This is a genomic window from Streptomyces sp. CA-135486, assembly GCF_050936555.1.
Classification (GTDB): Bacteria; Actinomycetota; Actinomycetes; order Streptomycetales; family Streptomycetaceae; genus Streptomyces.
In genome coordinates, this window is the sequence record NZ_JBNJMM010000001.1 from 703,668 (window position 1) to 716,220 (window position 12,553).

Annotated in this window: 13 protein-coding genes, 1 tRNA gene and 1 pseudogene; 6 read left to right on the forward strand and 9 right to left on the reverse strand. The window is 70.1% G+C overall.

Going from position 1 to position 12,553, the window contains the following annotated elements; translation table 11 throughout:
• Window positions 1-46 precede the first annotated feature (46 nt).
• Window positions 47-817 (reverse strand): ABC transporter ATP-binding protein, encoded by a 771-nt coding sequence (locus ACQEVG_RS03230; protein WP_432976665.1) that lies wholly within the window; start codon window positions 815-817, stop codon window positions 47-49.
• A gap of 432 nt (window positions 818-1,249) precedes the next feature.
• Between ACQEVG_RS03230 and ACQEVG_RS03235 the strand changes: the two genes are divergently transcribed.
• Both ACQEVG_RS03235 and ACQEVG_RS03240 read left to right on the forward strand, forming a co-directional pair.
• Window positions 1,250-1,332, forward strand: a tRNA-Leu gene (locus ACQEVG_RS03235).
• A gap of 166 nt (window positions 1,333-1,498) precedes the next feature.
• Complete coding sequence (locus ACQEVG_RS03240) at window positions 1,499-2,368, forward strand: Bax inhibitor-1/YccA family protein (RefSeq protein ID WP_432976668.1); 870 nt, start codon at window positions 1,499-1,501, stop codon at window positions 2,366-2,368.
• Between the two features lie 83 nt (window positions 2,369-2,451).
• Here the strand turns inward: ACQEVG_RS03240 and ACQEVG_RS03245 are convergent, their stop codons facing one another.
• A complete protein-coding gene (locus ACQEVG_RS03245) occupies window positions 2,452-2,682 on the reverse strand; it encodes a DUF4287 domain-containing protein (RefSeq protein ID WP_360883100.1) in 231 nt (76 codons plus the stop codon).
• Between the two features lie 99 nt (window positions 2,683-2,781).
• Here ACQEVG_RS03245 and ACQEVG_RS03250 point away from each other — a divergent pair, with 99 nt between their 5' ends.
• Window positions 2,782-3,120 carry a hypothetical protein gene (locus ACQEVG_RS03250; RefSeq protein ID WP_432976671.1) on the forward strand — a complete coding sequence of 113 codons (339 nt, stop codon included), beginning with the start codon at window positions 2,782-2,784 and terminating at the stop codon, window positions 3,118-3,120.
• A 193-nt stretch (window positions 3,121-3,313) separates the two neighbouring features.
• Here ACQEVG_RS03250 and ACQEVG_RS03255 read toward each other — a convergent pair whose 3' ends face one another.
• The 3 genes from ACQEVG_RS03255 to ACQEVG_RS03265 all read right to left on the reverse strand — a co-directional run bounded on the left by ACQEVG_RS03255 (window position 3,314) and on the right by ACQEVG_RS03265 (window position 6,920).
• Window positions 3,314-4,129 (reverse strand): hypothetical protein, encoded by an 816-nt coding sequence (locus tag ACQEVG_RS03255; protein WP_432985007.1) that lies wholly within the window; start codon window positions 4,127-4,129, stop codon window positions 3,314-3,316.
• Window positions 4,130-4,417: 288 nt separating this feature from the next.
• Complete coding sequence (locus ACQEVG_RS03260; RefSeq protein ID WP_432976674.1) at window positions 4,418-5,638, reverse strand: acetyl-CoA C-acetyltransferase; 1,221 nt, start codon at window positions 5,636-5,638, stop codon at window positions 4,418-4,420.
• A 229-nt stretch (window positions 5,639-5,867) separates the two neighbouring features.
• Entirely contained in the window at window positions 5,868-6,920 is a 1,053-nt protein-coding gene (locus ACQEVG_RS03265) for an SGNH/GDSL hydrolase family protein (RefSeq protein ID WP_432976677.1), read from the reverse strand.
• An 89-nt stretch (window positions 6,921-7,009) separates the two neighbouring features.
• Between ACQEVG_RS03265 and ACQEVG_RS03270 the strand changes: the two genes are divergently transcribed.
• Window positions 7,010-8,398, forward strand: coding sequence for a cystathionine beta-synthase (locus ACQEVG_RS03270; protein WP_432976680.1), 1,389 nt, complete (start codon window positions 7,010-7,012; stop codon window positions 8,396-8,398).
• A gap of 379 nt (window positions 8,399-8,777) precedes the next feature.
• On the opposite strand, the gene ACQEVG_RS03275 is transcribed toward ACQEVG_RS03270, so the two are convergent.
• Together ACQEVG_RS03275 and ACQEVG_RS03280 are read right to left on the reverse strand one after the other, a co-directional pair.
• Entirely contained in the window at window positions 8,778-9,194 is a 417-nt protein-coding gene (locus ACQEVG_RS03275; RefSeq protein WP_432976683.1) for a hypothetical protein, read from the reverse strand.
• A gap of 78 nt (window positions 9,195-9,272) precedes the next feature.
• A pseudogene (locus tag ACQEVG_RS03280) lies at window positions 9,273-9,829 on the reverse strand (ABC transporter substrate-binding protein); the annotation flags it as partial.
• Between the two features lie 155 nt (window positions 9,830-9,984).
• Between ACQEVG_RS03280 and ACQEVG_RS03285 the strand changes: the two are divergent.
• The gene (locus tag ACQEVG_RS03285; protein ID WP_432985010.1) at window positions 9,985-10,743 is read left to right on the forward strand and encodes an aromatic amino acid lyase; all 759 of its coding nucleotides are present in this window, start codon (window positions 9,985-9,987) and stop codon (window positions 10,741-10,743) included.
• A complete protein-coding gene (locus tag ACQEVG_RS03290; protein ID WP_432976686.1) occupies window positions 10,740-11,576 on the forward strand; it encodes a MurR/RpiR family transcriptional regulator in 837 nt (278 codons plus the stop codon). Before ACQEVG_RS03285 ends, ACQEVG_RS03290 begins: the two co-directional genes overlap by 4 nt.
• Window positions 11,577-11,663: 87 nt before the next feature.
• Here ACQEVG_RS03290 and ACQEVG_RS03295 read toward each other — a convergent pair whose 3' ends face one another.
• Entirely contained in the window at window positions 11,664-12,038 is a 375-nt protein-coding gene (locus ACQEVG_RS03295; RefSeq protein WP_432976689.1) for a hypothetical protein, read from the reverse strand.
• A 57-nt stretch (window positions 12,039-12,095) separates the two neighbouring features.
• Window positions 12,096-12,482, reverse strand: coding sequence for a roadblock/LC7 domain-containing protein (locus tag ACQEVG_RS03300; RefSeq protein ID WP_432976692.1), 387 nt, complete (start codon window positions 12,480-12,482; stop codon window positions 12,096-12,098).
• Window positions 12,483-12,553: the final 71 nt, after the last annotated feature.

A 12,553-nucleotide genomic window follows, 5' to 3' on the forward strand; every position in this document is an offset into this window, starting at 1 on the left:
TCAGTCCTGGGGTGAGAGCCGGAGGGGTCTGCGGAGCAGCGGTCGGTCAGCTGGTCCGGCCCTTGGAGTCGAACTCCTTCATCCGGTCGAGGACGCCGTCGGCACTGGGATGGATCATCTCGTCGACGATCCGGCCGTCCGCCAGGAAGATCACCCGGTCGGCGTAGGAGGCGGCCACCGGGTCGTGGGTGACCATCACGACGGTCTGCCCCAACTCCCGTACCGAATTGCGCAGGAAGCCCAGTACCTCCGCGCCCGAGCGCGAGTCCAGGTTTCCGGTCGGCTCGTCACCGAAGATGATGTCCGGCTGCGAGGCGAGGGCGCGGGCGACGGCGACGCGCTGCTGCTGGCCGCCGGAGAGCTGGGTGGGGCGGTGGCTGAGCCGGTCCTTGAGGCCCACCATGTCGATGACCTGCTGCAGCCACTGCTTGTCGGGCTTGCGTCCCGCGATGTCCATCGGGAGCGTGATGTTCTCCAGCGCGGTCAGCGTGGGCAGCAGGTTGAACGCCTGGAAGATGAAGCCGATCTTGTCCCGGCGCAGCTGGGTGAGCTGCTTGTCCTTGAGCGACCCGAGCTCGGTCTCACCGATCCGTGCGGACCCGGAGCTGAAGCTGTCCAGGCCGGCCACGCAGTGCATCAGCGTGGACTTGCCGGAGCCGGACGGGCCCATGATCGCGGTGAACTCCGCCTGCCGGAAGTCCACGGTGACCCGGTCCAGCGCGACCACCTGGGTCTCGCCCTGTCCGTACACCTTGGACAGATCCGTGGCGCGGGCTGCCACTGCGGTGGCGCGGTGAGCGATGGGGGTGGTCGTCACGAGGGAACTCTCCTGTCGGGGTGGTCGTTGGGAACCACCCCATCCTGTCCGCCGCCCGGTTACGGATCGTCAGTCCCGGTGCCCGTTCCTGAGGCCCTCTTGGGTCGGACCGCCCGGCCCGTTCCTCCTCCTTTGGTATGACGGCGTCCCTGAGACGGGAGCAGCCGAGAGCTGAGACGAGCGAGACGGGACCTGAGACGCGACCAGAGATGAGAACAGAGAGGTGACCTGGGGCGTGAGGAGGCGAGTTTCCGTCAATCCCATGTGGACGCGGGGGCGGCCGGGGGCAGCGCGCGGCGGGTACGAATGCGCTCTTACCTGCACTGACGCACCCTCAGAAGCCAATAAAATAAGACAACATCGGGCCAGGGGCCCGCGGGCGAGGTGATCCACCCGGATAGGCTCGTGTACCAACGCGGAGCCGCGCGTCACGCCCGGATGGTGGAAAGCAGACACGGCGAGCTTAAACCTCGCTGCCCCTCGGGGGCGTACCGGTTCAAGTCCGGTTCCGGGCACTTTGACCGCCCACCCCCCACTGTTCACCGGGGCCGGTAGCGGTCTTGGTCCCGCCGCCCGCCGGTCACGATCGTGGAAAGATCCTCCCCGAGCACTAGGGTGCTCCTTTTGCTTCCGCATTACTCTTGACCCCAAGGCCGCGCAGGGTGGCCATGGAGGAGTGAGATGAGGAGCAGCAACCCGGTCTTCTCGCGACGGGGGTTCAGCCGCGACAACGGCTACGCCGGCTTCAACGCGCAGCAGCCGCAGGCCGGGGGCCCCGCCGTCGGAAACCCCTACGCACAGGGTGCGGCGAACCCGTACGCGACCAACCCGTACGCACCCGCTGACACGCAGTACGGCGCCCCGGCGCCGGTCCGTACGAACGCCATGACGATGGACGACGTCGTCTCGCGCACCGCGATCACCCTGGGCACCGTCGCCGTCGGCGCCGTTCTCGCCTGGGCGGTGCTGCCCGTCTCCTCGACCAGCTACGGGCTGGCCATCGGGGCGGCCCTGGTGGCCTTCGTCCTCGCGATCGTCCAGTCCTTCAAGCGGACGCCGTCGCCCGCGTTGATCATCGGCTATGCCGCGTTCGAGGGCATCTTCCTCGGCGTCATCAGCGAGATGTACAACAGCGTCTGGTCGGGTGCGCCCTTCCAGGCGGTGCTGGGCACGATGGCGGTCAGTGGCGCCACGCTGATCATGTACAAGCAGCGCTGGATCCGGGTCACCGCACGGTATGCCCGGATCGGCATGACCATCGCGATCGCCTTCATCGTCGTGATGGCCGTGAACCTCCTGCTGGTGGTCTTCGGCGGCGTCGAGGACGGCGGTCTGCGCAGCATGGGCCCGCTCGGTGCCATCGTTGGCATCCTCGCGATCCTGATCGGCTGCTTCTTCCTGACGCTCAACTTCAAGGAGATCGAGGACGGCATCGCCTACGGCGCGCCGCGCGAGGAGTCCTGGCTCGCGGCCTTCGGTCTGACCGTGACGCTGGTGTGGATCTACATGGAGATGCTGCGACTGGTGGCGATCTTCAGCGGCGACGACTAGTCGTCCTGCGTCCGGCTCGACCGGGCGTGACGAAGGGCCCGTACGGCACTGCCGGCCGGGCCCTTCGGCGTCTTGGGACCTAGCTAGAGCAGTTTGCGCGCTGCCCGCCTCAGGTCGTACTCATGAATGATCGCTTTGGCATGTCCGTAAGCGAGGTTGTGTTCGCTCCGGAGCCAGCTGACCTTTTCCTCGAAGCGGAAGAGGGACGGGCCTTCATCGACCGTGCGAAGCCAGTCGGAAATATCACGACCGGTGCAGTGGGGGATTCGGGAGAGCAGATTTCGATGGGTCTCTTCGGAGAAGACTTGGGACATCGGCGCCTCCGGACGCGTTGCGCGTGTGCTCCTTCACGCCACCGTGCCTGAGCGTTCGCGTATTGGCAACAGTCAGGGGGCGGCGCATAGGGTCGCGGGGTGCTGGATACGACTGAGTTTACGGCCACGGTGGAGCGTTTCGCCGATCGTCTGCGGGCCGCCCCGCAGAGCCGCCTGCAGCGAGGTGCGGCGGCGGAGGGGCTGGCGCTGGCCAGGGAATTGGCACTGCGTGCCCAGCGGATCGAGGCTCCGGGGAGCACTCCGAGGATCATGCCGGACGGGGGTTTGTTCGCGATCGCGGATCAGCTGATGGTCGCGGGCCACGATTTGGCCGAAGCGCTTCGGGAGGCCCGTCCCGGTTCCAGCCCCGATTCCGTGGAGGAGATGTCCGAGGCGGTGGCCCTGGTGCGGGCGGCGGAGGGACGGGCGGGGCTGTAGCGCGCCCTGCGCGGCGCCGTGCAGGGCCGGTGCGGCCGTTCTGCGGTGCGGGGTGGGCCCCGCCTGCGACGGGGGCCTGAGGGGGCGCTGTGCCTGCGACGGAGCTGGCTGGGCCGGTACGGCGTCCCGCGAGGCCCGGGGCCATGCGGCAAGGCGCAGGCGGTGCGGGCCGTGCTCGTACCGCCGGTCGGGGCTACAGCGAGGCGATGACGCGGTCCGCGAGGATGTAGACGCTCTCCTCGCCGCACGCGAAGGTCAGCGCGTACGCGCCCGAGATGCTGGAGCCGCCCAGCAGGACGGGGATGTCGCCGGTACGCAGGGCCTCGGCGAGCCGCTCGGCGGTCTCGCGGTGGCCGGGGGTCATACACAGGGTCGTACCGTCCGCGAAGACGTACACATCCAGCGTGCCGAGCGGCCCGGGGCGTACGTCGGCGAGTTCCGTGCGCGTATCCGCGAGCTCTTCCAGGCGGGCGACCGTGCGCTCGTGGTCGGTGACCACCGGGGTCTGGACCGGTACGAAGTCGGGGTGCGAGGGGTGCCGGCGGCGGGCCGCCGCCAGTTCGGGGGAGTCCTCGGCGAACTCCGTCACCTCGGGCAGGTCCGCCAGGTCGTCGAGCGCCTCGACCGCCTCGAAGTCCATCGCCTCCAGGCCCACGAAGTCGGACTGGCGCGGAACGTAGAAGGGAAGCTCCTCGCCCGGCGCGGCCAGGCCGCCGAGCAGCGACGGCGCGTCGGCGACGTCGCGGGTCTCCTGCGCGGCCCAGAAGGCGCGTGCCTCCGCCAGCTCCCGCTCGCGCTCCTCGGCGAGCGCCTCGGCGACCGCGGCCCGTATCTCGGCGGCGGGGGTCTGACGGGCCTGCGGCACGGTGGCGATGCGGCCGGCCCCGTGCGAGGTCGACAGCTCCGCGCGAAGCGCTGTGACCTGCTTGCGGAGCCCGTGCGCGGCGTGCAGCGCAGCCGCGCCCACAGCCGTCGCGGCGGCGGTGGTCAGCAGCAGGGCAAGAGACATGGCGCTCACTGACGTACTCCCGGTTTCAATCGATCCCCCGGACTTCCTACAACAGCTTGCGGTGAGCCCGCTCCCCCTGTCAGTGCATTACGTCACGAATTGGACAGAAGTTTGGGCTTGGCGTTTAGCCGCATCACCACTGTGACCTGCGTAAATGGCTCTCCCCCAGGAGATAGGTCACATCCTGGGGGAGATTCAGTCACGACTTGAGTTCCGCGGGGGCCCGAAAGGGGTCGGTCAGCGCTCTTCCCGTGCCCGGCCGAGGCTCCGCCGGAGCCCGGCCGGGACTCAGCTGAGGCGCTCGATGACCATGGCCATGCCCTGGCCACCACCCACGCACATGGTCTCCAGACCGAACTGCTTGTCGTGGAACTGCAGGCCGTTGATCAGCGTGCCGGTGATCCGCGCGCCGGTCATGCCGAAGGGGTGGCCGACGGCGATGGCGCCACCGTTGACGTTCAGCTTGTCCAGCGGGATGCCGAGGTCCTTGTACGAGGGGATCACCTGGGCGGCGAAGGCCTCGTTGATCTCGAACAGGTCGATGTCGTCGACGGTCAGCCCGGCGCGGGACAGCGCCTGCTTGCTGGCCTCGACAGGTCCGTAGCCCATGATCTCGGGGGAGAGGCCGGAGACGCCGGTGGAGACGATCCGGGCGAGCGGGGTCAGACCGAGCTCACGGGCCTTGGTGTCGCTCATGATGACGAGCGCGGCGGCGCCGTCGTTGAGGGGGCAGCAGTTGCCGGCGGTGACGAGGCCGTCGGGGCGGAAGACGGGCTTGAGGCCCTGGACGCCCTCCAGGGTGACGCCGGCGCGCGGGCCGTCGTCCTTGGCGACGACCGTGCCGTCCGGGGTCGTCACGGTGGTGATCTCGCGCTCCCAGAAGCCGTTCTTGATGGCTTCCTCGGCGAGGTTCTGGGAGCGGACGCCGAACTCGTCCATCTCCTGGCGGGTGACGCCCTTGAGGCGGGCCAGGTTCTCGGCGGTCTGTCCCATCGCGATGTAGACGTCCGGGAGCAGGCCGTCTTCGCGCGGGTCCTGCCAGCCCGCGCCCTCGCTCTGCGCGACAGCGGCGGTGCGGGCCTCGGCCTCGGCGAAGAGCGGGTTGCGGGTGTCGGGGAGCCCGTCGGAGGAGCCCTTCACGGTGCGGGACACCGTCTCGACACCGGCGGAGATGAAGACGTCGCCCTCGCCCGCCTTGATGGCGTGCAGCGCCATGCGGGAGGTCTGCAGCGACGAGGAACAGTAGCGGGTGATGGTGCAGCCCGGGAGGTGGTCCATGCCCATCTGCACGGCGACGACGCGGCCCAGGTTGTAACCCTGCTCGCCACCGGGGCCGCCGCAGCCGAGCATCAGGTCGTCGATGTCGCGCGGGTCCAGCTCGGGGACCTTGGCGAGGGCGGCCTGCACGATGGTGGCGGTCAGGTCGTCGGGCCGCAGGTCCTTGAGGGAGCCCTTGAAGGCGCGGCCGATGGGGGAGCGGGCGGCAGACACGATCACGGCTTCGGGCATCACGGCTCCAGAGGGCGAGGCAAGTTGGGTTGAGGGGGCTGGTTGGGAAGTTACCGGTACGTATGGCTCGGGTCACGGGGAGAGGCGTGTGATGAGGACCTCTTTTCTAAGCGAGCGCTCAGTTGGTGCCCCGGACCCCGCGCCTCAAACACCGGCGGGGTGGGGGAAAGCCTCCCGCCCGGGCCACGTCGGCCCGAGCCCCACCCTCGCCCGCCGAGACACCGCGCCCCTACGACCGCCGCACCTCCGTCGGAGACGGTGCCGGCGTCTCCGACGGGGCGGTCGTCGGAGGCAGGCGACGACGCCTGCGGTGCTTCAGGAGCGCCCAGGGCGCACGCGCACCCGTGACCTCCGTGCCCGCCTCCGCCGCCGCCGTGGCCGCCGCCCTCGCCACCGGCAGCATGTCCTCGTCCCGCTCCGGCTCCAGCCGGTCCGACTCCGGCCACAGGCCCAGTACCGCGCACAGCGTGGGCAGCACCGCCATCGCCGCCGTCGCGTAGCCCTCCGCCGACGGGTGGTAGTTGTCCGCCCCGAACATCTCCCGCGGGTTCGCCGCGAACTCGGGCCCCAGCAGGTCGCCCAGCGACACCGTCCGTCCGCCCTGTTCGACGGCAACGATCGTCTGCGCGGCCGCGAGCTGGCGTGAGACCCGGCGGGCCAGCCATCGCAGCGGCTGGTACACCGGCTCGATCGTGCCCAGATCAGGGCACGTCCCCACCACCACCTCCGCGCCAGCCGTACGCAGCCTGCGCACCGCGGAGGCGAGATGGCGGACGGACTGCGTGGGCGGCATCCGATGAGTGACGTCATTCGCGCCAATCATGATCACGCAGACGTCCGGCGGCCGCCCCCGGCCCGCCAGCAGCAGCGTCACCTGGCGGTCCAGATCGTCCGACTGCGCCCCCGGCAGCGCCACATTGCGTACTTCCACCGGCCGCTCCGCCACCGCGGCCAGCCCGGACGCGAGCAGCGCCCCCGGCGTCTGGCCCGCGCGGCGCACCCCCTGCCCCGCCGCCGTCGAGTCCCCGAGCACGCACAGGTGCAGTGGATCGATGCGCCCGAAGGCCAGCCCGTACAGACCGTCGCCGCGCGGCGGGACCGGAGCCGTCCCCCCGCCCACCGAGCGTTTCGCCAGCTGGACCTCCGCCAGCACCACTCCGACGGCCGCCGCTCCGAGCAGGCCGATGCTGCCGCCGCCGTACGCCGCACCCGCGGCGATGCGCCGTGCCACCCTCGCCCTCGACACAGTCCGAGCCACCTCCAACCGCGCTACTTCGGTCATCAGCTAACTGCCCCGTCGCAGCCGTCGCCCAATCACGAGCCGGTCCGGCTTACGCTGGCCGCATCACTACGGAGATCCCGGAGAACATTGTGCGCATCCACGACTCGATGATCAGTCTCGTCGGCAATACCCCGCTGGTACGGCTGAACAGTGTTACCGCAGGCATCCAGGCGACCGTCCTGGCCAAGGTCGAGTACTTCAACCCCGGCGGGTCGGTCAAGGACCGGATCGCGCTGCGCATGATCGAAGCGGCCGAGCAGAGCGGCGCGCTGCAGCCGGGCGGCACCATCGTCGAGCCGACCAGCGGCAACACCGGTGTCGGCCTTGCGATCGTGGCCCAGCAGAAGGGCTACAAGTGCATCTTCGTCTGCCCGGACAAGGTGTCCACGGACAAGATCAATGTGCTCCGGGCGTACGGCGCCGAGGTGGTCGTCTGCCCCACCGCCGTCGATCCCGAGCACCCCGACTCGTACTACAACGTCTCGGACCGGCTCGTACGGGAGACCCCGGGCGCCTGGAAGCCCGACCAGTACTCCAACCCGAACAACCCGCGCTCGCACTACGAGAGCACCGGCCCCGAGCTGTGGGAGCAGACGGACGGAAAGATCACCCATTTCGTCGCGGGCGTCGGCACCGGCGGCACGATTTCCGGTACCGGCCGTTATCTGAAGGACGCCAGCGACGGCAAGGTCAAGATCATCGGTGCTGACCCGGAGGGCTCGGTGTACTCCGGCGGCTCCGGCCGGCCGTACCTCGTCGAGGGCGTCGGCGAGGACTTCTGGCCAAGTGCGTACGACCGGACCGTGACCGACGAGATCGTCGCCGTGTCCGACAAGGACTCCTTCCAGATGACGCGCCGTCTCGCCAAGGAGGAGGGCCTGCTCGTCGGCGGCTCCTGCGGCATGGCGGTGGTCGCGGCACTGCGCGTGGCCGAGGGGCTCGGCCCGGACGACGTGGTCGTCGTACTGCTGCCGGACAGCGGCCGCGGCTATCTCTCCAAGATCTTCAACGACGAGTGGATGGCGGACTACGGCTTCCTGGAGGACGCCGGCCCGTCCGCGAGCGTCGCCGATGTGCTGCGCCACAAGGAGGGCGGCAAGATCCCCAGCCTGGTGCACATGCACCCGGAGGAGACGGTCGGCGAAGCGATCGAGGTGCTGCGGGAGTACGAGGTCTCGCAGATGCCGATCGTGAAGCCCGGCGCCGGTCACCCGGACGTGATGGCCGCGGAGGTCATCGGCTCGGTCGTGGAACGCGAGCTCCTGGACGCGCTCTTCGCGCAGCGAGCCTCGCTGGGCGACCCGCTGGAGAAGCACATGAGCGCACCGCTGCCGCAGGTCGGCTCGGGCGAGCCGGTCGGCGACCTGATGTCTGTGCTCGGTGCGGCTGACGCGGCGATTGTGCTGGTCGAGGGCAAACCGACGGGTGTGGTGAGCCGTCAGGACCTGCTGGCGTTCCTGGCCAAGGGCGCCAAGTAGCCCGTACGGACGCGGTTTCGCGCAATCGGTACGCGCGCGTCACGTCCACGCAGCACCCGCTTAACACGCGTCCGGCACATTGGTGGATGTCGGCAGGGGAACCGGGCAGGGATCCCAGTCGGCACCCACAGCGGCGTCTAGGACCTCCGGAGCGGCTCCCGGACCTCCCAAGACGCCCTGGACGCGGAGACCGGCCCTGACCCGGGACCGTGTCCCACGCGGGGACCGCCGTCGTCCCGCCCCCCGGGGAAACCCGGGGGTGCGGCGGTCCCCGCGCTATCTCTTTTCTGGGGCTCGGTTCGCCAGGCGGCCGGGGCGGGGCGTCAACTGGCCCGCAGCGCAAGGCTGTCCGCGGTCGCCAACCCTTCGTACGGGAGGGTCAGTCCTCCCAGTCGGACGTCTCCCCCCGTCCCCGCAGCCACGGCCACCCCCGCGCCGCGTGCGCCGCGTTCACGCCGACGATGCCGAGCCAGGTCACGGTCAGGCCCACCAGGTCGGCGTTGACCACGGCGATCGCCGACAGCGGGACGGCGAGCACCAGCGAGATGATCCCGAAGCCGAAGCGCTCGCCGAAGTTCGCTTCGGCGGACTGCCGCGGGCGGGCGCCGCGGGCCAGCACCGTCTGCTGTTCGGCGAGCCTTCGGCGGACACGTCGGTCCACCACGGTGTCGAGGCGCTGCCCGACCTTCTCCAGAAAGGAGTCGACGAGCGCGGACTCGTACTCTTCGCCCAGCTCACGGCGGGCATGCAGGGTGGCGTCGAGCTCCTTCTTGAGCTCAGGGTCGTGGGCTTCCATATCCGTTCACGCTACGGACGGGGGGCCACCCCGTCAGTGGGGGTAGCCCCACCGTCTTCCCCTAGGGGGAGCCGGGAGTCAGGCACCCTTCTTGGCGAGACCGTGCTGCTCGGCCCAGGTGTTCGCCACGTCCTCGGGGTCCTTCTTGTCCTTGTCGACCTGGCGGTTGAGTTCGGTCAGCTGCTCCGTCGTCAGTACGGCACCGAGCCGGGCCAGCGCCTTGCGTACGGTGGAGTCGGCCTTGCGGTCGGCGATCAGCGGAACGACATGCTGACCGGGGATCAGGTTCTTGGGTCGGCGAGTGCCACCCAGCCCTCCGCGACGATGTCCGTGTCGGTGGTGAAGAGGTTGGCGACGTCGACGTCGCCCTTCTTCAACGCGCCCTTGACCAGCGGGCCGGAGGAGTCCAGCGACTTGAACTCCTTGAATTCCACGCCGTATTCGTCCTTCAGGCCAATGACGCCGACGACCCGCTTCTTGACCTCGGGGGCCGCGCCGATGACCAGCCTGCCGTTCTGCTTGGCGAGGTCGCCGAGCGTCTTCAGGCCGTACTTGTCGGCGGTCTCGCGGGTGAGGGCGAAGGCGTCGGAATCCTCGGCCATGCCGTACGGGAGGACCTGAAGGCCCGCCGGGAGCTTCGAATTGGATCATCAGCGGACCCTTGCCCGGCCTGCATATAGTCATGCAGAGTTCTCGGTACCTGAATAGGTTGTCAATGCCCAGGGTAAATCGCTGGTTGCGGAAGCCCGGAAGGCGAGATGTTCCATCCGACATAGAGGATTTACGCATGATGTCGTCCCACATGGTGGACTCATCCACCGGCATCGTGGTCCTCGACGGACAGAGCCTCCCGGTCGCGGACGTCGTCCGGCTGGCCGATGGCACGGCCCGTCCCGTCCCCGGAACCGAGGCGATGAAGCGCGTCGAGGTCGCCTGGGGCGTCGCGCGGGAGCTCGCCGCGTGCGGCCGCGTCTACGGGCGCTCCACCGGCGTCGGCGCGAACCGGAACGAGGACGTGCCCACCGGGACCGCCGCCGACCACGGCCTGCGTCTGCTGCGCTCCCACGCCGGGGCGATCGGCGAACCGCTGCCCGCCCGCGAGGTCCGGGCCATGCTCGCGGTACGGGCCAACCAGCTCCTTGCGGGCGGCGCCGGGCTGCGGCCCGGCGTCATCACCGCGCTCTGCGAGGCACTGGCGACCGGCGCCCACCCCCTCGTCAACGAATTCTCGCTCGGCCACGCGGTACTGTCCCGTGGCGTCGAGGAGCAGGCCAGCTTCGCCTCGCTGGCGGCGCGGCAGACACTGCGGGCGGGGCGCGCCTACCGGCTCGTCGTCGGCTGTGAACTCGTTCCCGCGGTACGGGCGTTGCGTCAGCGCGGACTGCGGCCCGACCCGGAACTCCCGGTCGGCCGGGCCTTCGAGCTGGCCGAGACGGTCCTCGACGAGGAACTGGCCGACCGGCCGCTGACCGATGATGTGACGGGGGCGGCGGCGCTGCTCGACCGGTTCACCGGCCTGATGACCGAACTGACGAGGGGGACGGTATGAACGACAGCCCTGCCGCACGACTGCAGCAGCTCTTCGAGGGCCATCGGCTCACCCCGACGCAACGGCGGATCGCGCACAGCATGGTGCGCCGGGCGGGCGATGTGCCGTTCCTGTCCAGCGTGGAGCTCGCCGAGCTGGCCGGGGTGAGCCAGCCGTCCGTCACCCGCTTCGCCGTCGCGCTCGGCTTCGACGGGTATCCGGCGCTGCGCAAGCATCTGCGGGAGGTCGCGCCCGCCGAGAGCGAGCCGGACCAGGGCGGCCTCAACGAGTATCAGCAGGCGGTGCAGGCCGAGATCGAGAACCTGCGCCAGCTGTCCGAGCTGCTCGCCGACCTGACGCCGGTGGAGCGCGCCGGCCGGCTGCTGGCCGCGTCGCGCCCGCTTCCGGTGCTCGGCCTGCGCGCCGCGTCCTCGCAGGCGCGCGGCTTCGCGTACTTCGCGGCCAAGGTCCACCCGGACGTACGCCTTCTCGACGAGGGCGGCACGATGCTCGCCGACCGCATCGACGCGGCCCGCCGCGCCGGTGCGAGCGCGCTGATGTGCTTTGCGCTGCCGCGCCATCCGAAGGAGGTCGTCGAGGCCCTGGCGTACGCACGCACGGCGGGCCTGAAGGTGGTGACGGTCGCGGACTCGGCCTTCGCCCCGGTGGCGGCCCACAGCGACCTGCTGATCCCGGCGGCGGTCGGCACGGGCCTGGCCTTCGACACGGCGTGCGCACCGATGCTGCTGGGCCGGGTGCTGCTGGAGGCGATGTGCGACGACCTGCCGGACGCGCAGGCGCGGCTCGAGGACTTCGACGCGAAGGCGGCTGCGCGGGGCCTGTTCGCGGATTAGGTCCTGCGCCCCCGCTCCCGCCGCCCCGAAAGGCCCGGCCGTCCGGCCTCGGGGGCGGACGGCCGGGCCTTTCGGGGCCGCGGGCGGTCAGACCTCCAGTTCGGCCTCGATCTTCTTCAGCTGGTGGCGGGCCATCGCGAGGTTCGCGCGGTCCTTGTCGAGTGCCAGATAGAGGAACAGGCCGTTGGCCCCGCGGCCCTTCATCAGGCGGATCAGGTGGTACTGGGTGCCGAGCGTGATCAGGATGTCCTCGATCCCGTCCTTGAGCCCGAGCTGCTCCATGGTGCGCACCTTGGCACGCACCACATCGGTGTTGCCCGCCGCAGCCACCGAGAGATCCAGGTCCTTTCCGCCGCCCACGGTGCCGAGGGCCATTCCGCTGCTGTAGTCGACGAGCGCGGCTCCGATCGCCCCGTCGATGACAGTGATGGCTTCCTTGAGGGCGCTTTCCGTGTTGGCCATGAGATGCGCACTTCCTTTCCGTCTACTGGGTGTTCGCGATGGTGTGTCGGTCATGGGTCAGGTGTTCTCCGGTCGTTCGAGGGCGCCGTCGACCAGTTCGCCGATGCGCGTGCCGGAGCGGCGGGCCTCGAGGTGGAGCCGACCCACGTTGATGCGTGGCTCGGCCAGGAGGGTGAGGACGGCCGAGGAGCCCGCCGCGTAGGTCGCGACGTACCCCCGTTCACCCTGGACCAGCAGCTCGCGGAAGCCTCCTTGTCCGGTCGCCTCGGTCAGCCGCACCGCGACGCCGAGGGCGGCGGCCGTCAGCGCGGCGACGCTCTCCGCCTCCGCGGTGTCCGCCGCCAGCACAAGACCGTCCGAGCTGGCGGCGAGTGCGCCGGTGAGCTGCGGCACGTGCACGCGCAGCCGTTTCAGTTCGGCGAGCACGTCGGCCTCGGTCGTCATGAGCGCTCTCCTCTCGGCGCGCACCTCATCGCGCGCCTCATGACGGGGGGAAAGGGATTTGGTGGACGGTG